Raw genomic sequence first — 22,613 nt, 5'->3', positions numbered from 1 at the left:
CTCCATGATGGAGTACCTGGAACACACGGGTTCAGGCTGTTCGCGGTCCCCCGGAGTGTCGAAGGACGGCTACTGGGGCGAAACCCTGTTCACCCGGTGACCGGCTTACGCGCCCGAAGGGCGTAGAGCAGGGGAATCCGGGGCGAGTCGTCGGGCAGCCGAAACCACCCGTCGTCCCCTCGGACCATCCCCGGCCACCGAGGCCAGGGCAACGCGTCGGACTCCCGAAGCAACTCGACCACGAGCCCGGCTGCGACGAGCGCGTTCACGACGTCGGCGATCTCATGCCGCCATTCGTAGGCCACACGAGCATCGGCAAGCGCGGGCCCGTCGGTGTAGGTGTAGGTCGCATCTCGCTTCTCAGCACCCCGCCCGGAGAGGAAGTCGTTGCGCAACAACAACTCCTGACTCCCATCAGCAGGCGGCACGACCCCCAGCGAGTAAAGCAGCGGATGAAACTCGATCACGTAGAACGACCCCCCGGGCCGCAAAAGCCGCGAGAGGACGTCAGCCCAGGGAAATAGGTCGGGTAGGTAACAGAGCGACCCCTTCCCGGTGTATATCAGGTCGAACTGACGCCCGCCAAGCACATCGACGGCGTCATAAACGTTCCCCTGGACATACTCGATGTCGACCCCATGCCGAGCCGCGACGGAGCGAGCCTGGACGACGGACTCCCCAGAGAGGTCAAGCCCGACGACCCGGGCCGCCCGCCGAGCCAGAGCAATGGTCTCCACTCCGAGGTGGCACTGGAGATGCAGCAGGTCAACCCCGTCCAGCGACCCGAGGTCCCCCCACTCGTACTCAGCGAACCAGGTCTCGGGCGCCCGAGACCCGTCCACCCCGTAAAACGCACTGGCGAGATGAATGGGGGTCCGCTGATCCCAGTTGGCCTGGTTGGCCAACATCATCTCCTCAACCTGAGGCTCAAATCCGCGCACACCCCATAGAGCCACAAAATCAACACCGATGTCCACCGACGCGAGTATGAATCATGCGAGAACAACCCAGAGGTGGGAGCACAACCACAGAAAGCAATACGCAGCAGCGAAACCGTGACCCAGCGCCACCGACAACCACAGACGGACCCGGCAACAACCGACTGCGGCAGCTCCCAACCGGCCAGGCCGACGCACCCGGAACGGCAGCCCACCAGCGACCACAACAGCCACCAGCAAAGCCGCAGCAGCGAAAGCGGCCAGCAGCCGAGAGCAGTGCTGTGTCCTCATTCGTTGGCCGGGTTGGGGTGGTCTTGGTGAGTCTGCCTGGGTGGTGCTGTGTGGGGCTCACGCCCCCACGCGCGCGCTTTTCGCGCCTTTTGCTGGCCGCCAAAGCAGCCAGCAGGGAAAGCGGCGCCCAGCAACAAAGCCCACCTCGGCTAAGCCCTGCCAACCACCCAAACATGAGCAGCGCCAACAACTACACGCTGAAGACACCCTCAGCCGCAGCCCCTGCCCCGACCCAGCCCGGCACCGAACCGCACGTCGAAGACGCCAAACAGCCCTTCAAGCAAACCTAGCCAAGCACCTCATTGCCATCCCCTCCCCGCACCTCTCCCCCCTCCGCCCCGACCCCTCTCCGCCCCGCGCCAGCGCAGCCCAAACCGATCATCACACCAACGGCGGCAACTCAGGCTGAACAGCCGCGGGCGTCACCTCCAATGCCTCCAACGCCAACCGGACAGCGGCATCCAGCTGAGGGTCCCGGCCGGCGGCGTGGTCCTGCGGTGCCATCACGACCTCCACATCCGGATCGACGCCGTAGTTCTCCACCCCCCACCCAGGCCCCTCCAGCCACGTGGCATACCGCGGCTGCGTGACCAACGTGCCGTCCACGAGGTGGTAGCGCATGTCGATCCCGATGACGCCGCCCCACGTTCGCGTCCCGACCACGGGGCCGATGCCCAGCGCCTTGATGGCCGCGTTGACGATGTCGCCGTCCGAGCCCGAGAACTCGTTCGCCACCGCCACTACCGGGCCGCGGGGTGCGTCGTGCGGGTAGCTCTCCGCGGTGTGGGCGTCGCGGGTGATCTGCCAGCCGATGATCTTGCGGCCGAGCTTCTCCACCACCAGTTGGGAGAGGTGGCCGCCGCGGTTCTCGCGGACGTCGACGATCAGGCCCTCGCGCCGTACCTCCAGGCGCAGGTCGCGATGCAGTTCGGCCCAGCCGTTCGCCACCATGTCCGGCACGTGCACGTAGCCGAGCCTGCCGCCGGTCTTCTCGTGCACGTACGCCCGGCGGCCTGCGACCCAGTCGTGGTAGCGCAGCGGCATGTCGTCCAGCAGCGGCACGACCACCACGCTCCGGTTCGCACCCCCACCGCCCGGGGCGATCACCAGCTCCACCGGATTGTCCGCGGTGCCGGCCAGCAGCGGGAACGGCCCCGTCACCGGATCGACCGGGCGTCCGTCGACCGCGACGATCGCGTCGCCGGCCCGGACCGCCACACCGGGTGCGCGCAACGGCGAACGCGCACGCGGGTCGGACGACTCGCCAGGCAGGATCCGCTCGATCCGCCACACGTCACCGTCACGCACCAGGTCCGCGCCGAGCAGACCCAGCCGCCGCGCCGACTCCACCCCGTCGCCGGGCGGCGTCACGTACGCGTGGGAGGTGCCCAGCTCGCCCTGTACCTCCCACAACAGATCAACCAACTCGTCGTGCGAGTTGACGGTCTCGACCAGCGGCCGGTACCGCGCGAGCATCCCGGACCAGTCGACGCCGCTCATGTCCGCGCGCCAGAAGTGGTCGCGCATCAACCTGCCGGCCTCGTCGAACGCCTGGCGCCACTCCGCCGCCGGGTCGACCTGCACCCGGACCCGCGACAGGTCCACCCGCACGTCATCGCCGCTGTCGTCGGAGTCCGACTTCGCGTCCGCCGACTGCACCCGCAACCGCGAGCCCTCACGCACGACGAGCCGTTCGCCGTCGCCGGTCACCCACACACCGTCGACACTGTCGGCCAGCGTCTCGTGCTTGCGCTTGACGAAGTCGTAGCGTTCGAGGACGGTCTTGTCGCTGTCGTCGCCATCACCGTCCCCGTCGTGGCCGAGCACGCCGGACAGCGTGTACCGCAGCCACACCAGGCCGTTCTTCACCGCGCGGAGGTGGCCGTACCGGGCGGCGTGCACCGGCAGCGCGACCACCCGCTCACCGAGGCCCTCCAGGTCGACCGCGGTGCGCGGCGGCGCGTCGTCGTCGTCCTTGTCCTTGTCCTTGTCCTTGCCGTCCGGCTCGTCGTCCACCGGGCGGCCCCGCAACTGCGGCGAGAACGGCGACGGTGTGGTCGCCGCGAGCGGCACCAGGTGCGGCCGGGTGCCGTACGGGAAGGACATGTCGAACACGTGCGTGTCGTAGATCGGGTCGAAGCTGCGCATCGACAGGAACGCGAGGTGTTTGCCGTCCACCGTGAACTGCGGATCGGAGTCCACGAACCGCAGCGGCGTCACGTCCACTGTGGACAGATCGGTGGTGTTGGCCATCCTGATGTTGCGCAGCGGGTTCGGCCCGGGGTGTGACCACGCGACCCACGCCGAGTCCGGCGAGAACGCCAGGTCGCACGGGTCGCCATCGGTGGTGTGGACGAGCTCGCGCAGCTCACCGGTCTCCACCTCGACGAGCAGCACCCGGCCGTCGTGTGTCGCGACGGCGACCCGCCTGCCGTCCGGCGACGCGGCCAGCTCGAGAACCCGGCCGAGCCTGCCCGCGCCGATCCGGTGCGGCGCGGCACCCGCCGCCCCGCCGACCGGTGCGATCTCCAGCGCCTCCTCGCCATCGGCGTCGGTCACCCACACGACCTGGTCGCCGAGTGTGCGCGGATGTCTGGCCCGCACACCTGGCTCGGCCGACAACGCACGGACCGGCCCGTCCCGGTGCGTGAGCCAGTGCACGGTGCCACGCACCTCGATGGCACTGCCCCGGCCGGTGTGGTCGGGCCCCAGGTCACCGAGTTCGTCCACCGCCCGCACCGGGTACGGCGCCCGCGCGAGCCGGGGGCCGCCCAGCCGGATGTCCAGCTCCCTCGGCTCGCTGTCGAGCCCGTCGACCAGCCACAGGCGCCCGGCGCGGTGGAACACCACGCGCCTGCCGTCGGTCGTCGCGTTGCGCGCGTAGAACTCGCCGGGCGCGTCCACCGCGTGCCTGCGCAGGTCCGCACCGTCCGGCAGGCACGAGTAGAGGTCGCCGACTCCCTCGTGATCGGACAGGAACGCGATCCGGTCGCCCACCCACATCGGCGACGCCACGTTGCCGCCGATGTCCGGTAGGAAACGGGTGAACTCACCCGACCCGTCCGCGTCGAGCCACAGTTTGCCTGCCGTGCCGCCGCGATAACGCTTCCACCAGGCCGGTTCCCGCGACGTGGCGCCCAGCAGGACCACGGCACCGTCCGGACTGGTCGCGATCCCGCCCACCGGCCCGTACGGGAGCTGCCGCGTCCCGCCGTCCAGGTCGACCTCGTAGGCCCACGTGCGGCGGATGCTCGGCTGCCCGACCGTGCTGACGGCCAGCACCTCGCCGGCCGCGGTCCAGCCGATCACCTCGGTGTTCACGTCGGCCCAGTGGGTGAGGCGGCGGCTCGGGCCACCGTCCGCGGGGGCGACGTGCACCTCAGGCTCGACGTCACGCCAGCTGGTCCAGGCCAGGTGGGTGCCGTCGGCGGAGAAGCGCGGGGAACCGACCGTGACCTGGTCGGCGGAGACCCGCCAGGCCCGGCCGCCGCCGAGCGGCGCGAGCCACACGTCGTCCTCGGCCACGAAGGTGATCAGCTCACCGTGGAGGTGTGGGAATCGGAGGTAGGCGTCGTTCACGGCCGCCACGTTAGCCGCGATCACCGACGAATTGACGGCCTGAAGGGGCAGTGTGCGGAACCAATGCGTGCGAATGGTCCATTCGCACGGCAGGTCGGTGAGCCACACCCGGACCGGGTGGGTGCGTTACGAACCTCTGCGTTCTTCAGCCATCGGCCGTGTTCACGACGGCCGCGAGGAGGCGAGCACCGTGGGCACCTCGGCAGGGCGGGTGAGCAGCGCGGCGAGCTTGTCGGTGGCCTCCGGCAGCACCCAGTAGTAGACCCAGGTCCCCCGCCGCTCGCAGTCGATCAGCCCGGCCTGCCGCAGGAGCTTGAGGTGGTGGGAGATCGTCGGCTGGGACAGGTCGAACGCGGGCGTCAGCTCGCACACGCAGACCTCTCCGCCCGAGCGCGACGCGATCATCGAGAGCAGCCGCAGGCGCACCGGATCCCCCAGCGCCTTGAACACCGGCGCGAGTTCGGCCGCGCGTTCCTCGGACAGCGGCGCGGACGTCAGGTCCGAGCAGCAGGCGGCGTCCCGCGACACGAGTGGCAACTCTTGACTCGACACAACTCTATATTGACGGACTTCTAATCAGGTCGCAAGCTTGTATCGACGAACGTCGAATCAGCTACCGGAGGAGAGCCACGATGAGCACACCGACCGACGACCTGCGCGAGACCGTCCGCGCCCGCTACGCCGCAGCCGCGACCTCGGTCACCGTGAGCGGGGCGAACAGCGACTGTTGCGGTCCTCGGGCTGTCGAGGTGGACGACGGCTTCGGGGCCACCCTGTACGGCACCGCCGAGCGGGACGAGTTGCCCGCCGAGGCGGTCGCCGCGTCGCTGGGGCGCGGCAACCCGACCGCCGTCGCCGAACTGCGTGAGGGTGAGGTCGTGCTCGACCTCGGGTCCGGCGGCGGTATCGACGTGCTGCTGTCCGCCCGGCGCGTCGGGCAGGCAGGCAAGGCGTACGGGGTGGACATGACCGAGGAGATGCTGGCCCTCGCGCGCGCCAACGCGGCCAAGGCCGGTGCCACCAACGTCGAGTTCCTGAAAGGCACGATCGAGAACATTCCCTTGCCCGCGGGCACCGTCGACGTGGTGATCTCGAACTGCGTGATCAACCTGTCGGTCGACAAGCGGGCCGTGTTCGCCGAGACCTTCCGCGTGCTGAACCCGGGCGGCCGGATCGGTGTGTCCGACGTGGTCGCCGAGGACGCGTTGACCCCTGGCGAGCGCGCCGAACGCGGGTCCTACGTGGGCTGCATCGCGGGTGCGCTGTCCATCGGCGAGTACCGGAAGGGCCTGGCGGCCGCGGGTCTCACGGAGGTGGACATCACGCTGACGCACCAGGTCGCGGACGGGATGCACTCCGCCATCGTCCGCGCGAGGAAGCCCGAGGGCGCTCCGGCTTGATCCTGACAAGCCCGAGCGAATGTCCCATTCGCTCGGGCTTCTTGCTGACAAAGGCCCTGATCACACGCATCGTGGGGACATGACACGAACCAGCGAGCCCGAAGCCACGATCGTCAGGACGGCCAGAAGCGGCGCCACTCCGCCTCGTTCATGGCGGCCGGATCAACGCCCTCGGAGCGGGCCGCCTGTTCCGCGGCACGCACGTCCGCGGCGAACTTCCGTGCCTCCGCGCGCAGCGCACCCTCCGGATCCTCACCCGCGAGCTTCGACCGGGCCGCCGCGGCGAACAGCGGCGAGTCCGGCAGCAGATCGACGGGCAGGCCGGCCCGTTTCGTGCGCTGCACCAGCTTCGCGGCCAACGCCGTCGCCGGCTGCCCCATCGCCACACCGTCGACGCTGGACTCGCGCTTCTTCTCCTGCTGCTTCAGCTGTTCCCAGCGGTGCTCCTGCGTGCGGGCGTCCCGCACCTCCGGATCACCGCCCGCGAACACGTGCGGATGGCGGCCGACGAGCTTGGTCACCAGCTCGTTCGCCACGTCGTCGATGGAGAACGGGGCGTCCGGCGACTCCTGTGCGACACGGGAGTGGAACAGCACCTGCAGCAGCACGTCGCCGAGCTCCTCACGCAACGCCGCCCGGTCACCGTCCTCGATGGCTTCCAGCAGCTCGAAGCACTCCTCGACGAGGTACTGCTTCAGGGAGTCGTGGGTCTGCTCGGCGTCCCACGGGCAGCCACCGGGCGAACGCAGCCGGTCCATCACCGCGACCGCGGCCAGCAGGCCCGCGCCGTACACCGGCTCAGGCCGGACGATCGCCGCGCCGCGTGCCAGCAGCGCGGCGGCTGCCGGGTCGGCCAGGTCCGCGGTCAGCAGCACCACCCGGCCGGACGACGCCTCCTCGGCGAGCGCGGCAGGCGGCGGCGCGTCCGCGGTCGTGTACACCGCGGTCGCGGCACGCACCAACGGCAGCGCGGCCGACGGGATCGCATCGCCGGGCCCGAGCAGCACGACGGCCGTTCCCGACCGCGTGGGCTCGGCCGCGGGCGTCACGACTTGTCGGCGTCCGGCACCAGCAGGAGCCCCGCGACACCGGCCTCGGCCTTGGGCAGAACCTTCAGCTCGGCGAGGTTCCACTCGCCGTAGCGGGGGCTCACCCGCAGGTTCTTGCCGAGCGCCTGCTCGCGGAGCAGGTACTTGCCGTACTGCGGCAGCTGGTTCGGGTCGATCTGGCTCGGGTCGAGCTCCGGCGACGCGCTCGACGCGACCTCCTTGGACAGGACCTGCACCACGAAGAAACCACCGGCACTCTGCTCAGTGGCCGGCTGGTTGATGAGAAGGACGGAGTCGTCCGGCACCATCAGCTGGAGGGCGAGCGGACCGGGTCCCGTCTCGGAGTTCAGCTGCGGCGGCAGGTCCTCGGACGAGGCGGACCGCATGAGCGACGCGCCGCTGTCCGGGTCGGCGGCGATCTTCTCCGCGAGCGCCTTGGCATCGTCGTAGTCGGTGACACCGGCGACGTTGTACTTCACGTCGGCACGGCCGAGGTACCGGTTCGCCAGCTCGACCAGCAGCAGGTTGTCGTTGGCGTACGCCTCGAACCCGCGGGCCCGGTTGACGAGTGCGGGCACCAGCTGCTCGGTGGGCACGCTGCCGTCCGTCGGCAGGTCCCCGGCCAGCGGGTCCTGCTCGCGGAGCATCGACAGCTGCGCCTGGTCGACCCGGAGGTTCTCCTCCCGGGCGACCTCGGTGAGCAGGTCGTGCGTGATCAGCTGCGACACGACCTCGCGCGCGACGAGGTCGAGCTTGTGCTGCTGCGCGAGCGGCCGCGCGGCCGGTTCCTTGACGACCTTGTCGATCAGGGCCTGCACCTCGTCGACCGAGATCACGTGGTCGTCGATGATGACGGCGGAGTTGACCTGGCTTGGCCCGGTCCCGCACGCGGTCAGCGTCGCGACCAGCGCGGTCACGGCGGCGAACGGCGCTACGGCACGGCGAAGGACACTCGTCACGGTCGCCAAGCCTCTCACAGCCCCCTAGCCAACGGGAGCGGGGGCGATCACCAGGGACTCGAGGAGCTTCCGGCACCAGTCCAGCAGCTCGACGTCACGCAACGGCGGCGCGCCGATCCGGCCGCCCGCGCCACCCTCCGTCGGCCTCGGCACGGTGACGAGCTCGCTCACCGGCTTGTAGGTCGCCTTGGGGTGCAGGCGCTTCAGCCGCACGATCTGCGAGTCGCGGAGCGCGAGCGGCGCGAACCGGATCGAGCTGCTCTGCAACGTCACCTCGGTGACGCCGTGCTCGCGGCACGTCTGGCGGAACGCCGCCACCGCGAACAGGCGCCGCACCGGCAACGGCGGATTGCCGTAGCGGTCCTTCAGTTCCTCCTCGACGGCGGCGAGCCCGTCGGCGTCGGCCGCGGCGGCGATCTTGCGGTAGGCCTCCAGCCGCAACCGCTCGCCCGGCACGTAGTCGTGCGGGATGTGGGCGTCCACCGGCAGGTCCACCCGCACCCCGGCGAGCTCTTCCTCCTCCTCGCCCGGTTCGGCGCCCGCGTGCTTGCGGAACGCGTCGACCGCCTCGCCGACCAGCCGGATGTAGAGGTCGAAGCCGACGCCCGCGATGTGGCCGGACTGCTCGGCGCCGAGGATGTTGCCCGCGCCGCGGATCTCCAGGTCCTTCATGGCCACCGCCATGCCCGCACCCAGCTCGGTGTTCTGCGCGATCGTGGCGAGCCGGTCGTGCGCGGTCTCGGTGAGCGGCGCCTCCGGCGGGTACAGGAAGTAGGCGTAGCCGCGTTCGCGGCCACGGCCGACGCGGCCGCGCAGCTGGTGCAGCTGGGCGAGGCCGAGCAGATCGCCGCGTTCGACGATCAGCGTGTTGGCGTTGGCGATGTCGAGACCGGTCTCGACGATCGTGGTGCAGACCAGCACGTCGAACTCGCGGGCCCAGAAGCCCTCGATGATCTTCTCGAGGCGGTCCTCGTTCATCTGGCCGTGCGCGGTCACGATCCTGGCCTCCGGCACCAGCTCGCGGAGCCTGCGCGCGGCCTTCTCGATGGACGAGACCCGGTTGTGCACGAAGAACACCTGGCCGTCGCGCAGCAGCTCGCGGCGGATGGCAGCGCCGACCTGCTTGTCGTCGTAGCCGCCGACGTAGGTGAGGATCGGGTGCCGGTCCTCCGGCGGGGTGAGGATGGTCGACATCTCGCGGATCCCGGCCAGCGACATCTCGAGGGTGCGCGGGATCGGGGTGGCGGACATGGTGAGCACGTCGACGTGGGTGCGGAGCGCCTTGATGTGCTCCTTGTGCTCGACACCGAACCGCTGCTCCTCGTCGACGATGACGAGGCCGAGGTCCTTGTAGCGGATACCGGTCTGCAGCAGGCGGTGCGTGCCGATCACCACGTCGACCTCACCCGCGGCGAGACCTTCGATGACGGCATCGGCGTCCGGGCCGTGCGTGAACCGGGAGAGGCCCTTCACGGTGACCGGGAAGGAGGCCATGCGCTCGATGAACGTGTTGAGGTGCTGCTGGGCGAGCAGCGTGGTGGGCACCAGGACCACGACCTGCTTGCCGTCCTGCACGGCCTTGAACGCGGCACGCACGGCGATCTCGGTCTTGCCGTAGCCGACGTCGCCACAGATCACGCGGTCCATCGGGACACCGCGCATCATGTCGGCCTTGACCTCGTCGATCGCGGCCATCTGGTCGGGGGTCTCGGTGAACGGGAACGCGTCCTCGAGCTCGCGCTGCCACGGGGTGTCGGGACCGAACGCGTGGCCGGGCGCGGACTGGCGGGCCGCGTAGAGCTGCACCAGCTCGGCCGCGATCTGCTTGACGGCCTTCTTGGCCTTGGCCTTCGTGTTCTTCCAGTCGGAGCCACCCAGCTTGTTCAGGGTGGGCAGCTCACCGCCGACGTACCGGGACACCTGGTCGAGCTGGTCGGTGGGCACGAACAAGCGGTCACCGGGCTGGCCGCGCTTGGAGGAGGCGTATTCGAGCAGTAGGTACTCGCGGGTCGCACCACCGACGGTGCGCTGGACCATCTCGACGTAGCGGCCGATGCCGTGCTGCTCGTGGACGACGTAGTCCCCGGTCTTCAGTGCGAGCGGGTCGACCGCGTTGCGCCGCCGGGAGGGCATCTTCGCGGAGAGGTCCCTGGTGGACGTGCCGTGCCTGCCGCCGGTCAGGTCGGTCTCGGTGAGCACCACCAGGGCGCGCTCCGGCGCGAGGAAGCCTTCCTCGATGGCGCCGCGGACGACGGTGACGATGCCGCTCGCCGGCGGCTCGGTGAGGCCGTCCTCGGCGAACGTGGCCGGGACGTCGGCGTCGGAGAGCTGCTCGACCGCGCGGCGGGCGGTACCGGCGCCGGGGACGACGAGCACGGCGGCGCCGCCGGTGGCGATGTGGGCGCGGAGGTCGGCGAAGGCGCGGGCGACGTCGCCCCGGTAGCCCTCGACGCCCGCGATGTCGAGCTGGACGACCTGCTCGCCGGGAGTGGTGAGCTGCGAGAGCGTCCACCACGGGTGCCCGGTGTCCCGGGCGTGCTGGGCGATCTCGCCGAGGCCGCGGTAGGCCGAGGCACCGAGGTCGAGTGGCGCCTTGCCACCGCCCGCGGCGGCCATCCACGCGGCCTCGAGGAACTCCTGGCCGGTGCGCACGAGGTCGTGGGCGCGGGTGCGGACCTTCTCGGGGTCGATGACCAGGACGTGTGCGCCGTCGGGCAGGACGTCGGTGAGCAGGTCCAGCTCGCCCTCGCACAGGACCGGGATCAGGGCCTCCATGCCCTCGGTGGGGATGCCGTCGGCGAGCTTGACGAGCATCTCGGCGAGGTGGGCGTCGGACGCGCCAGCGTCGTGCTGCTCCTCGGCGAGGGCCATGGCGCGCTGCCGGATGTCCTCGGTGAGCAGCAGCTCACGGCAGGGCGGAGCGTTGACCTCGGTGATCTCGGTCGGCAGCGAGCGCTGGTCGGCGACGGCGAAGCAGCGGATCTCCGACACCTCGTCGCCCCAGAACTCGACGCGGGCCGGGTGCTCCGCCGTGGGCGGGAAGATGTCGAGGATGCCGCCGCGGACGGCGAACTCGCCACGCTTCTCGACCATGTCGACGCGGGTGTAGGCGAGCTCGACGAGGCGTTCGACGGTGCCGTCGAAGTCGTGCTCCTCACCGACGACGAGGTGGACCGGGTCGAGGCTGCCGAGGCCGGGCGCCATCGGCTGGATGAGGCTGCGCACGGTGGCGACCACGACCTGTGGCGCGTCGTCGCGGCGGAGCCGGTGCAGCACCTCCAGGCGGCGGCCGACGGTGTCGGCGCGCGGCGAGAGGCGCTCATGCGGCAACGTCTCCCACGAGGGGAAGTTGACCACGGCGTCACGGCCGAGCAGGTCGCGGAGCGCGGCGGTGAGGTCGTCCGCCTCGTGACCGGTCGCCGTGATCGCGAGTACTGGTTTCCGCGCGGCCAGGGCAGCGGTGACCAGCGGCCGGACAGCGGTCGGGCCTTCCAGCTCGAGGCCGGCCGCACCGGCGGACTCGGTGATCTTGGTCAGGGCGGGGTCGGGCAGCACTGCTTGCAGGAGACCGGACAACGACACTGGAGATACCCCTCGAAGCACGCGGACACACCCCTGCCCCGGACGAGCCCGGCGGAGGGGTTCTCGACATCCACCCTACGTGCCCCGGGCCACCGAATACATGCACGCTCGCCGGGCGTGAACCCGTTCGGGTCCGGACGCGGACGGCGGGTGCCCTGTCGCAGGCGGACGAGGAGCACGTGCACCAACCCGACGAGGACGACGCGGAGATCATCGCGCGATCACCGCGGCGGCCGGCTGGTTCGCCATGATCTTCGACCGGGAGGGTGGGCACGCTCCCGCAAAAGTGCGGGGGCTGTGCGCTGGGTCAGGCGGCTACGTCGGACAAGGCGTCGTGGGCGGCGGCGATGGCTGGGTTGGTGTACCCGCCGCCGCGGGTGGTGGTCAGCAGTTTGCGGGTCGGGGGGTTCGCCAGGTGCAGTCGCTTCACCGGTAGGTGTGGGGCCAGGTACGCGAGGCGTGGCACCAGCGCCACCCCCAGGCCGTGGGCGATCAGGTGGCCGATCGCGTTCCACTCGAGTGCGTCGTGGGCTATGTGTGGGGTGAAGCCCGCCGCGCCGCAGGCCGCCAGTGTGTGTTCCCGGCAGGTGCACGCCACCGACGAGATGATCCAGTCCGCCGTGGCGAAGTCCGCCAGATCGACCACCTCGGCGGCGGCCTGTGGGTGTGCCGCGGGCACCACCAGGTCGAACACGTCGTCGGTCAGTGGGCGTTGGTCGAAGCGGGCATCCGTCCGGGGCGGGTTGGCCGGGGTCACCTCGATGACCGCCAGGTCGGCTTCGCCTGAGAAGAGCAGGTCGAACGCCTGTTGTTGTTCCACTTCTCTCAGTTGGATCTTCAGCTTCGGGTACTTCGTGGTCAGCGGGGCCACGACCGGGGCCAGCAGGCGGGACACCGCTGTCGGCATGGAGCACAGGCGTAGCAGGCCCGCCGGTTCGTCTTTTGCCGCTCTCAGGTCGGTTTCGGCTTGTTCCCACCTCGCTTCTATCGCGTCCGCGTGGGTCAGCAGGGTGTGGGCCGCTTCCGTCAGGCGGACGTTGCGGCCGTGGGGTTCCAGCAGCGCCACGCCCAGCTCACGACCGAGCTGGCGGATCTGCTGGGAGGCCGCGGAGGTGGTGAAGTGCATGGCACGCGCGGCGGCGGTGATCGTGCCGTAGTGGGCGACCGCGCGCAGGACCTTCAGTCGGCGGAGGTCAATCATGTAGTCGAGGCTTCACAGTATTGTTCGGAAAGTCAACGTGGACGTACACGATCCGCGCGACTTTGCTGGACTCATGCGATGCCCCTACTGCGGGTGGCCTGACGCCGACCCCTTCACGGTCCTGTCCTGGCATCGGAGCGCCGAGGGCGCCACACAGTGGACCCGGTGCAGTTGCGGATCACTGCAGGTTCGGGTTTGCGGCCAGGTGGTGTCGCGGGGACGGCCTCGCGCCTAGATGTTGCGGGTCATGACGTTGGTGACGGCTGGTAGGGGCTGAGACGAGGGGACGGGTCTTTCGGCGGCAGGATGAGAAGTACCACCAACTCATTCGCCGAGCAGAAAGACCCGTCCGATGCTCCACCGTAATGCCCCCGTTGTCCGTGGAAGGCCGTCGTCGTCTGGTCGAGCGCTGCCAGTCGCGTCCGGTCGCGCATGTCGCCGCTGAGATGGGGATCTCGCGGCAGTGCGCGTCGAAGTGGGTCAACCGTCACCGCGAGTACGGCGACGCTGGCCTGGCCGATCGGCCCAGCGTCCCGCACCACCAGCCGACGGCCACGACCGGGCAGGTCGTGGTGCGGATCGAGGCGATGCGCCGGGAACGCAAGTGGTCCGCCCGGCGGATCGCTCTGGAGTTGGCTGGCGAAGGAACCTCGGTCGCTGTCCGGACCGTCAGCCGGCACCTGGCCCACCTCGGGTTGAACCGGCGCCGGTTTATCGACCCGACCGGCGAGAACAACCGCGAGCCGCGCCGCATCCATGCTCGCTGGCCCGGTCACATGGTCCACCTCGACGTGAAGAAGGTCGGTGTCATCCCTGACGGTGGTGGCTGGCGGGTCCACGGCCGCGGCAGCGAACAGGCCAAACAGTCGGTCCGAGGCCGCCGACGCGGCGGCCGCGGCCGCTACACCTACCTGCACACCGCGATCGATGGGTTCTCCCGTCTGGCCTACACCGAGGCCCTGCCCGACGAGCAGGCCCGGACGGCGATCGCCTTCACCCACCGAGCCCGCGCGTTCTTCGCCCGCCACGGCATCCAGCATGTCCACCGGATCGTGACTGACAACGGCGCCTGCTACCGCGCCCGCGACTTCGCCACCGTGCTCCGCGGAGCGCGCCACCAGCGCATCACGCCCTACACACCTCGCCATAACGGCAAGGTCGAGCGCTATCACCGGATCCTGGCCGAGGAATTCCTCTACGCCCACACCTGGACCAGCGAACAACACAGGTCAGCAGCGCTGCAGGTCTGGAACGTCCACTACAACTACCATCGACCCCACACCACCGCCGGAAACCAGCCACCCGTCACCCGGCTCCACACCGGCGTCACCAACGTCATGACCTCATACACCTAGAACCTCGGCGTGCGCTTCTCCAGGAAAGCCGCGACGCCCTCGGCGTAGTCCGGGCTCTGCACCGACTCCGTGTACAGCGCGCGGACCTCGTCGTCCTCGTGTTCGCCCTCGGTGATCTTGGTGATGATGGTCTTCGCGCCGCGGAGGCTGACCTGCGCGCGGGAGGCCATGGTCGTAGCCAGTTCCACCGCGCGGGCGACCGGGTCCTCGGTCAGCTCGTTCACCAGGCCGATGCGCAACGCCGTGTCCGCGTCGATGATGTCGGCGGTGAACAGGACCTGCCGCGCCCACGCCGGGCCCACCACGTCCACCAGCTGCTTCGTCGACGTGAAGTTGTAGACGATGCCCAGCTTCGCCGGGGTGATGCCGAACCGGGCGTCCGGCGCCGCGACGCGCATGTCGCACGCCAGCGCGATCTCGCAGCCGCCGCCGACGCACACGCCCGTGATCGCGGCGATCGTCGGTTTCGGGAGGCCGGCGATGGCGCGTTCGCCCGCCAGCACCGCCGCGCCGTAGCGCTCGGCGCCCTCCGCGTCGGACCGCAGTGTCGCGAACTCGCTGATGTCGGCGCCCGCGGAGAAGTGGTCCGTGCCCCGGATGACCAGGGCACGCACCGCATCGTCCTCGGCGACCTTGTCGAGCAGGCCGGGGATGGCCGACCACATCTCGAAGCTCATCGCGTTGCGCTTCGACGGGCGGTCGATGGTCAGCGTCGCGACCGCGTCCTCGATCTCCAGCCTCAGCGTCACCCGGTCACGATCTCACGTCAGAGCCGCCCGCAACGCCGTCAGGTCCTCGTCGACCGTCGCCTGCCGGTCCTGCAGCTCGCGGCGGGTCTTGGCGAACGCCTCCACACGCTGGTCCACGTCGGTGACGAGCGCCTTCCTCGAACGCTCCGCCTCCTCCGCGGCGTTCTTGCGCTCCTTGCCGTCCGCGAACCACTGGTACCCCGCCACAGCGAGCGCCACCAGGCCGGGGAGGACCCAGCCCCAGCCCGCGAACACCGCCAGCACCACGAGCAGCACACCCACGGCGCCTGCGCCGATCGCCACGTACTTGCGCTGGGACTCCACGTTCGCCGTCCGCGCCACCAAGTCCAGCGCCCGCCGCATCGACGTGTCGTCCTGGCCGGCCGGCGTGATCGTCACGCGGCCGTACCTGGTGCGGACGTCCAGCGACGCGGGCGCCTCCTCCCGTGCCGTGGTCGCGAACTCCTCGGCCAGCGTGACCAGCACCGGCGCGCTCGCCCGCACGGCGAGCGCCTTGCGGTTGGGGCGTTCCGACGCGAGGTCCGCGCGCAGCAGGTCCGCCGCGGTCCCGGCCGGACTGTCCCAGGTGGACTTCGCGGTCTCCTTGCCCTCGATGACCGCGCGCAGCTCCCGTTCCCGCGCGAGCAGGGGCAGCTCGACCGCGCTGCCCTCGTCGATCAGCAGGTCCAGCGTCCGGCGCGCCAGCTCGTCCGGCGCGGCGGCCGGCTCGTTCGTGTAGCCGGCGAGTGCCTCGGTGACCCACGTCCGCAGCACCGTGAGCTTCTCGGCGGCCTGCAGTGACGTGGCGAGGGAACCACCGCCGTCCAGCTCCTTCGGCACGGTCACGACCGCCTTGGGCGCGGCGACGTCCCGCAGCGCGGCCGCCAGCGACCCGTCGGTCACGCTCGCGACGAACTCCGCGCACCGCTCGCGCGCCAGCTCCCACCCCTCGGTGCCGAAGAACCCGTCGGCGGCGAGCAGCCACACGGCACGCTGGTACGCGGGCACCTCCACAGGCAGAGCGGGCAGCGCGGGCAGCGCCGGCGCGAGCGACGGCACGGTCGACCGGCCACCGACGACGGACGTGAGCAACACGTGGAACGCCGCTGTGCGCAAGGGATCCCGGGCCGCCGCCAGGCCGAGCGCGTCGTCGTCGACGGCACCGTCGGTCACACCGGACAGCGCGAGCAGCGCGGGCGCGAGCCAGTAGCCGTCCACGTCGGACACCTCGGGCAGCCCGGCGCCCGCGAGCAGCTGCTTGGCCTGGTGTCGCACCCGCCCGTGCGAGTCGAAGAGCCCGAGCGTCACCCGCAGGTCACTGATCTCCACGAACGCGTCGAACGCGGCGGACAGCCGGTTCAGCCGCTGTTCGAGCGACCCCTGGACCTTCGACAGCTCGGCTTTCAGCCGGTTCTGCGAGGCCCGCGCCGACGACAACGCCGAGCTGACGTAGGTCAGGTCTTCCTCGAGCCCAGCGAGCCGCTTGTTCTGCTGGCGCTCTGTCCACCAGTCGTCGCTCATCCATCTTCTCCTCGGCAGGCGTCACCACACAGCAGTACGACGCGCGTCCGGGCATTCTGGACCCATGCGAACCCGGACGAGTTTGCTCGTTGTCGCAGCGGCTCTCGCCACGCTCACCGCCTGCACCGACTCCCCAGCGGAGCGTGAGGGAACCGGCCAGGTCCCGAGGAGCGGTTCGAGCGAACCGACCACGCCCAGCAGCACCGAGACCCCGCAGCTGAAGGTCGAGACCGTCGCGGGCGGGCTCTCGCACGGCTGGGACATCGGCTTCCTGCCCGACGGCAAGATCCTCGTGTCACAGCGGCCCGCGCGGATCGCGCTCCTGTCGAGCAGCGAGCCGGGCGCGACGGTCACGGACGTCAAGGCGGACCTGTCCGACGTGCTCGTCCAGGGCGAGGGCGGCCTGATGGGGCTCGTCGTGCACCCGGACTTCGAGGACACGCGCCGCTTCACCACCTGCCAGACCCACACGGAGAACGGGCAGCCGACCGACATCCGGCTCGTCACGTGGCGCCTCGCCGACGACGGCCAGATCGCGACGCGCGAGAAGGAGCTGCTGACCGGGCTGCCGCTGAACCCGTCCGGCCGCCACTCCGGCTGCCGCCCCACGCTCGCCCGCGACGGTGCGCTGCTCGTCGGTACCGGTGACACGGCCCGCGGCAACTTCCCGCAGGACCGCACGAACCTCGGCGGCAAGGTGCTGCGGCTCGACCTGGAGACCGGGGAACCCAAGGCGGACAACCCTTTCATCGGCTCGGCGAACCGCAACGAGCGGTACGTCCACACCTACGGCCACCGCAACATCCAGGGCGTCGCGCTGCGGCCGGACTCGGACCAGGTGTTCACCGCCGAGCACGGGCCCGGCGAGAACGACGAGGTCAACCTGGTCCAGGCGGGCAAGAACTACGGCTGGGACCCGTCGCAGGGCGGCACGGTCGGCGGCTACGACGAAGGCGTCGACATGACCGACCTGCAGCGCTTCCCGGACGCCGTGTCCGCGAAGTGGCAGACCGGCGCCATGACCGAGGCGGTCTGCGCGGCCACGTTCCTCGACGGCGACCAGTGGGGTGCGCTGAACGGCGCGCTGGTGATCACGGCGCTGAAGGGCGAGAAGGTCGTTCTGCTGTCCATGAAAGACCAGGGTGACGTGACGACGGTGGCGGTGCCGAAGGAGTTCACCGACACGTTCGGCAGGCTGCGCGCGGCGCGGACCGGCCCGGACGGCGCGCTGTACCTGACGACCAGCAACGGCACGGACGACAAGCTGTTGCGCGTCACCCCGGCGTGAGGCCCATCGACCTCGCCCGGGAGGCGGGTGTCTCGACACAGCAGGTCCGCAACTACGTGGACTGGGGTGTCCTGCCGCCCGCGGCCCGCACGGAGTCGGGCTACCGCGTACTCGGCGAACGCCACCGCGCCGCGCTGCTCACCTACCGCGCACTCGCGAAGGGCTTCGGCTGGGCGGCGGCCAAGACGATCATGCACGCGGTCCACGACGGTGACGTGCCGGCGGCCCTGGCACTGGTGAACGAGGCACACGCGGCGGTGCACGAACAGACCCGCGACCTGGCGGCGACGGCGGAGGCACTGACCGCGGTCGCGTCGGCGGCACCCACGCCGCGCTCGGACCTGCGCATCGGTGAGGTGGCGCGGGTCCTCGGGGTGCGGACGTCGGCGCTGCGGGTGTGGGAGGCGGCGGGCCTGCTGGTGCCGGAACGGGAACACGGCACGGGCTACCGCCGCTACACCCCGGGGGACATCCGCGACGCACGCATGATCACCATGCTGCGGCAGAACGGGTACGGCCTGGACCAGATCCTGCCGATCCTCGACGGATTGCGGGAATCAGGCAGCAGCGACGCCCTGCTGGCCGCGGTGGAGACCCGGCGCGCGGCACTGGTGACGCGAACCCGTCTGATGGTGGCGGCGACCGCGCACCTGGACGGCTACCTCGGTTGACCGGACGGATGTCGACCGCATGACGGACATCCTCGACACGGGCCCGGTCCGCGACCTGCGGGCGAAGGACCTGGCGGCACCGGCGCGGCCGGGTGTGGAACCTGTCCGCACTGCTACCCGCCACGGACGCGATCACGGACCAGGCACTGACCGACCTGGAGAACCCGCTGGTGGACCGTCAGTGCGACTCGCGCAGCTCAGGTGCGTCCTCCAGGTGCGACAACCCGTTCCACGAGAGGTTCACCAGGTGCGCGGCCACCTCGGCCTTCCTGGGCTTGCGTGAGTCAAGCCACCACTGCCCGGTCAGCGCGACCATCCCGACCAGCGCCTGGCTGTACAGCGCCGCCAGCTTGGGGTCGTACCCCCGCGAGCTGAACTGCACCCCGAGGATGTTCTCGACCTGCGAGGCGATGTCGTTCAACAGCGAGGAGAACGTCCCGGTGGACGACGCGACCGGCGAAGCACGGACCAGGATCCGGAACCCGTCGGCCGACTCCTCGACGTAGTCCAGCAGCGCCACCGCCGCCCGTTCGAGCAGCAACCGGGGATGCGCCTCTTCCGCCAGTGCCGTGGTCATCGACGACAGGAGATCGTGCATCTCCCGGTCGACGACGACCGCGTACACACCTTCCTTGCCGCCGAAATGCTCGTAGACCACCGGCTTCGACACGTTGGCACGGTGCGCGATCTCCTCGATCGACGCACCGTCGAAACCCTTCTCGGCGAAGAGCGACCGCGCCACGTCCAGCAGCTGCTGCCGCCGTTCCTTGCCTGTCATGCGTACCCGCGGCACCCGCGCCTCCCCACGTCGAGGAGGCGCCGTACGGGCACGATCCCGCCGCCTGACCGCCATTTCAGTCACCCTAGAGGCAACCGCCGACAGTCCGGGGGTAATTGGGCTCCTAGGTGACGTCAGAGCCCGCCGAGATCTTGGCCAGCCGCGCCTGCGTCGGCCAGCGGACGCTGTGCACCCAGCCGAACTTCTCGAAGAACCAGATGATGCGTGCCGACGTGTCGATCTGGCCTTTCTTGACGCCGTGGCGGGCGCAGGTCGGGTCGGCGTGGTGCAGGTTGTGCCACGACTCGCCGAAGGACAGGATCGCGAGCGGCCAGACGTTCGCCGCCTTGTCGCGGGACACGAACGGGCGGTCGCCGATCATGTGGCAGATCGAGTTGGTCGACCAGGTCACGTGGTGCAGGATCGCGACGCGCACGAGGCCTGCCCAGAAGAAGGCGGTCAGCGCGCCCCACCAGGACCACGTGATGAGCCCGCCGAGCACGGCCGGGAGCAGGAACGTCAGCACGGTCCAGATCACGAACGTGTTGTTGACCTTGACGATGTCCTTGTCGGCGAGCAGGTCGGGGGCGAAGCGCTCCTTGTTGGTGAGGCTGCGGTCGAACATCCAGCCCATGTGCGCGTGCCAGAAACCCTTGGTCAGCGCGATCGGGCCGGTGCCGTACAGCCACGGCGAGTGCGGGTCACCCTCCTTGTCGGAGAACGCGTGGTGGCGCCGGTGGTCGGCGACCCAGATGATCGGCGGGCCCTGCACGGCCATGCTGCCCGCGATCGCGAGGAAGACCTTCAGCGGCCGCTTGGCCTTGAACGACCCGTGCGTGAAGTACCGGTGGTAGCCGACGGTGACGCCGTGCCCGGTGAAGTAGAAGAACGCGAACGCGAGGATCACGTCCACCCAGGTGAGACCCCAGCCCCACGCCAGTGGCACCGCCGCGATCAGGGCCGCGAACGGTCCGAGGACGAAGATGTACACGCCCAGCTGGGCGTAGTTCTTCCTGCGGCCCACCGTCACAGGCTTGGGCCCCTTGCTCGGTGGCGCGGCACCGCCTGCTGACTCGTCGAGGGTCGTCGTCATACCTAGCTACCCCGTCTTCCAGATGGTTAGGCGAGCCTCGCCTACGCAACCGTAACTTACGCGTCCCAATGAACCAGGCAAAGCCGCGAACCCACCAGGCACGTGAGCCGCGTCACACCCATTCGGACGCGCTTCCCGTCTATAGGCCGGGTACCACTGCCCACGCGAAGACATGCATGCCACGATGTCCAACCGTGGGCGGTTACTCCGTCCGCGATCCGCCGTGGTGTAAAGGCAGCACCTCAGATTTTGGTTCTGATGGTCCAGGTTCGATCCCTGGCGGCGGAGCTGTCCGCAGCCGGCGGACAGGGTTCAGGGCTTCGATGAAGGTGGACAGCCACGTGGATGGCGGCGAGCGGGACGACTCCCGAACCGACGCTGACCGAACCGCAGCTGACCGGGCCGCGATGGACGAACGCTCCGACGCGTGGCTGGTCGGCCGCGCCCGGGAGCTGCTCGCGATCACCCAGGCCGGTGAGCGGGCAGGCCTCGCCCGGCACGTCGACGAGATGGACCACCTCCTCGCCCAGGCCCGCAGGCGCGACGAACCGCGGCTGGTCGGTCAGCTGCTGCGCGCCGCGACCGCGATCCGGGTCGTCGACAGCGAGTCCGCGGAGTCGGCTGGCGACATGGTCGAGGAGTTCCTGTCCCACGCCCGCCGCAACAAGCTCCTCGTGCTGGAGGCCGACGCGCACGCGCTGCGCGGCACCCGGCTCCTGCTGATCGGCGAGGAGGACGACGCGCTGTCCGAGGTCGCGGTCGGCCTCGCGATGCTCGACGAGAAGATCACCCCGGACCTCATGTTCGGCAGCCGCGTGTGGCACGTGCTGATGACGTCCACGCTCATGGACCTCGGCACCGTCCTCGCCCAGCTCGGCGTGTACGAGGTCGCCGACCAGGTCATGAAGAAGGCCAACCGGCACATCCGCAACGGCGCGGGCTCGCACGACATCTCCGTGCACCTGCTCACCCGCACCCGCCTGCAGCTCGGCTGGGGACTGCGCCTGGAGCGCGCTGGCGAGGACGCCGAGGCGGCGCTGCACTTCGCCGAGGCCGCGGCCATGGCGGGCGGCATCGAGCTGCCGTTCCGCGAGTCGCTGTTCCGCCGCATGCCCGACCGGTCGGCCGCCGACCAGGTCCCGGTCATCGGCGCCGCGCACGCGCTCGGGAACCCCTCCGGTGAGCACCTCGACCGGCTCTACGGGCTGCTCGAGCAGTCCCCGCAGCGCGAGCTGATCTTCGTCGGCATCGCGCTCGCCCGCTGCCTCGAGCACTCCGGCCGCCTCGAGGAAGCCATCGAGACCCTCAGCGACGTGCAGAAACGGCTCCACAGCACGCAGTCGGAGCAGGGGCTGTACCTGTGCCTGATCCGCGAGTTCGCGCGGCTGTCGAGCCTCGCGGGCGCCGACGACGGCGGCGAACGGACCACCAGCGCGCTGCAGCTGTACGTCGCGGAGCTGGAGGCGCAGCTGTCGGACCAGCGGCTGTCCCGCAAGACCACACTGGACACCCGCCGCGAGCACGAACGGCTGTCCCGCAAGCACGGCACGATGGCCCGCCAGGCGCTGCAGGACCCGCTGACCGGCCTGCCGAACCGGCGTGCGCTGGACGAGCGGCTCGAGGAGCTGTCCACGCAGGTCGGCGAGAAGCCGCTCGCGATCGCGCTGGTGGACCTCGACGGGTTCAAGGGCGTCAACGACCGCATGTCCCACGCCGACGGCGACGACGTGCTGCGCGTGATCGCCAGCACGGTCCGCGACACGTTGCGCGGCTCGGACATGGTCGCCCGCTACGGCGGCGACGAGTTCATCGTGCTGCTGCCCGGCGCGCCGCTGGAGCCCGCGGCCGCCGCGCTGCGCCGTGCCGCTGACGCGGTGCAGCGCCTCCCGCAGGACCTGTCGCACGGCGTCACGCTCTCGGTGGGTGTGGTGTCCCTCCGTCCTGATGAGACGGCCGCTCGTGCGCTCGCCCGCGCGGACGCCGCCATGTACCAGGCGAAACGGGGCGGAGGCAACGATGTCGTCGCCATCTCCGAGGACGAACCGGACACGCGGGAAACCGTCGAGGAGCCCTCGGCCGACCCTGCGTGGGTGCTCCCGGAGGGCACGTAGGATCGAGCTCCGGGGCCGGATCACCGGCCCTCGGAATCGACCTCGCGC

Annotated in this window: 15 protein-coding genes, 1 tRNA gene and 1 pseudogene; 6 read left to right on the top strand and 11 right to left on the bottom strand. The window is 70.3% G+C overall.

Annotated features, from left to right (window positions below; all coding sequences use genetic code 11):
- Positions 1-89 precede the first annotated feature (89 nt).
- The 3 genes from FHR82_RS36750 to FHR82_RS36740 all read right to left on the bottom strand — a co-directional run bounded on the left by FHR82_RS36750 (position 90) and on the right by FHR82_RS36740 (position 5,360).
- A complete protein-coding gene (locus FHR82_RS36750) occupies positions 90-977 on the bottom strand; it encodes a class I SAM-dependent methyltransferase (RefSeq protein ID WP_311771451.1) in 888 nt (295 codons plus the stop codon).
- A gap of 633 nt (positions 978-1,610) precedes the next feature.
- The gene (locus FHR82_RS36745) at positions 1,611-4,808 is read right to left on the bottom strand and encodes a S41 family peptidase (RefSeq protein WP_184815246.1); all 3,198 of its coding nucleotides are present in this window, start codon (positions 4,806-4,808) and stop codon (positions 1,611-1,613) included.
- Positions 4,809-4,970: 162 nt separating this feature from the next.
- The gene (locus FHR82_RS36740; protein ID WP_184815245.1) at positions 4,971-5,360 is read right to left on the bottom strand and encodes an ArsR/SmtB family transcription factor; all 390 of its coding nucleotides are present in this window, start codon (positions 5,358-5,360) and stop codon (positions 4,971-4,973) included.
- Positions 5,361-5,440: 80 nt separating this feature from the next.
- Between FHR82_RS36740 and arsM the strand changes: the two genes are divergently transcribed.
- Positions 5,441-6,208, top strand: coding sequence for an arsenite methyltransferase (arsM, locus tag FHR82_RS36735; protein ID WP_184815244.1), 768 nt, complete (start codon positions 5,441-5,443; stop codon positions 6,206-6,208).
- Between the two features lie 113 nt (positions 6,209-6,321).
- Here arsM and FHR82_RS36730 read toward each other — a convergent pair whose 3' ends face one another.
- The 4 genes from FHR82_RS36730 to FHR82_RS36715 all read right to left on the bottom strand — a co-directional run bounded on the left by FHR82_RS36730 (position 6,322) and on the right by FHR82_RS36715 (position 12,999).
- Positions 6,322-7,257: a nucleoside triphosphate pyrophosphohydrolase gene (locus FHR82_RS36730; protein WP_184815243.1), complete on the bottom strand. Its 936-nt coding sequence runs from the start codon at positions 7,255-7,257 to the stop codon at positions 6,322-6,324.
- Complete coding sequence (locus FHR82_RS36725) at positions 7,254-8,216, bottom strand: hypothetical protein (RefSeq protein WP_184815242.1); 963 nt, start codon at positions 8,214-8,216, stop codon at positions 7,254-7,256. Before FHR82_RS36725 ends, FHR82_RS36730 begins: the two co-directional genes overlap by 4 nt.
- Positions 8,217-8,240: 24 nt before the next feature.
- Complete coding sequence (mfd, locus tag FHR82_RS36720; protein ID WP_184815480.1) at positions 8,241-11,792, bottom strand: transcription-repair coupling factor; 3,552 nt, start codon at positions 11,790-11,792, stop codon at positions 8,241-8,243.
- Positions 11,793-12,105: 313 nt separating this feature from the next.
- Positions 12,106-12,999 carry a LysR family transcriptional regulator gene (locus tag FHR82_RS36715; RefSeq protein WP_184815241.1) on the bottom strand — a complete coding sequence of 298 codons (894 nt, stop codon included), beginning with the start codon at positions 12,997-12,999 and terminating at the stop codon, positions 12,106-12,108.
- Between the two features lie 352 nt (positions 13,000-13,351).
- Here FHR82_RS36715 and FHR82_RS36710 point away from each other — a divergent pair.
- A pseudogene (locus FHR82_RS36710) lies at positions 13,352-14,354 on the top strand (IS481 family transposase).
- Here FHR82_RS36710 and FHR82_RS36705 read toward each other — a convergent pair.
- Together FHR82_RS36705 and FHR82_RS36700 are read right to left on the bottom strand one after the other, a co-directional pair.
- Positions 14,351-15,103, bottom strand: coding sequence for an enoyl-CoA hydratase/isomerase family protein (locus tag FHR82_RS36705; protein WP_184815239.1), 753 nt, complete (start codon positions 15,101-15,103; stop codon positions 14,351-14,353). The pseudogene FHR82_RS36710 and the gene FHR82_RS36705 sit on opposite strands and share 4 nt — an antisense overlap.
- Before the next feature lie 12 nt (positions 15,104-15,115).
- Entirely contained in the window at positions 15,116-16,624 is a 1,509-nt protein-coding gene (locus FHR82_RS36700) for a hypothetical protein (RefSeq protein ID WP_184815238.1), read from the bottom strand.
- Between the two features lie 64 nt (positions 16,625-16,688).
- On the opposite strand from FHR82_RS36700, the gene FHR82_RS36695 reads away from it, so the two are divergent.
- Complete coding sequence (locus FHR82_RS36695) at positions 16,689-17,912, top strand: PQQ-dependent sugar dehydrogenase (RefSeq protein WP_184815237.1); 1,224 nt, start codon at positions 16,689-16,691, stop codon at positions 17,910-17,912.
- A complete protein-coding gene (locus FHR82_RS36690; protein WP_311771450.1) occupies positions 17,909-18,583 on the top strand; it encodes a MerR family transcriptional regulator in 675 nt (224 codons plus the stop codon). Before FHR82_RS36695 ends, FHR82_RS36690 begins: the two co-directional genes overlap by 4 nt.
- Before the next feature lie 178 nt (positions 18,584-18,761).
- Here the strand turns inward: FHR82_RS36690 and FHR82_RS36685 are convergent, their stop codons facing one another.
- Positions 18,762-19,361 carry a TetR/AcrR family transcriptional regulator gene (locus FHR82_RS36685; protein WP_184815236.1) on the bottom strand — a complete coding sequence of 200 codons (600 nt, stop codon included), beginning with the start codon at positions 19,359-19,361 and terminating at the stop codon, positions 18,762-18,764.
- A 124-nt stretch (positions 19,362-19,485) separates the two neighbouring features.
- Positions 19,486-20,454, bottom strand: coding sequence for an acyl-CoA desaturase (locus tag FHR82_RS36680; protein WP_184815235.1), 969 nt, complete (start codon positions 20,452-20,454; stop codon positions 19,486-19,488).
- Between the two features lie 217 nt (positions 20,455-20,671).
- On the opposite strand from FHR82_RS36680, the gene FHR82_RS36675 reads away from it, so the two are divergent.
- Together FHR82_RS36675 and FHR82_RS36670 are read left to right on the top strand one after the other, a co-directional pair.
- Positions 20,672-20,742 (top strand) — tRNA-Gln (locus FHR82_RS36675).
- A gap of 119 nt (positions 20,743-20,861) precedes the next feature.
- Positions 20,862-22,565 carry a GGDEF domain-containing protein gene (locus tag FHR82_RS36670; RefSeq protein ID WP_225944056.1) on the top strand — a complete coding sequence of 568 codons (1,704 nt, stop codon included), beginning with the start codon at positions 20,862-20,864 and terminating at the stop codon, positions 22,563-22,565.
- The last annotated feature ends 48 nt before the right edge of the window (positions 22,566-22,613 follow it).

It is taken from the genome of Actinophytocola algeriensis (assembly GCF_014203735.1).
Classification (GTDB): domain Bacteria; phylum Actinomycetota; class Actinomycetes; order Mycobacteriales; family Pseudonocardiaceae; genus Actinophytocola; species Actinophytocola algeriensis.
The sequence above is the reverse complement of the archived record's forward strand: the minus strand, read 5'-3'. Positions and strand labels throughout refer to the sequence as shown.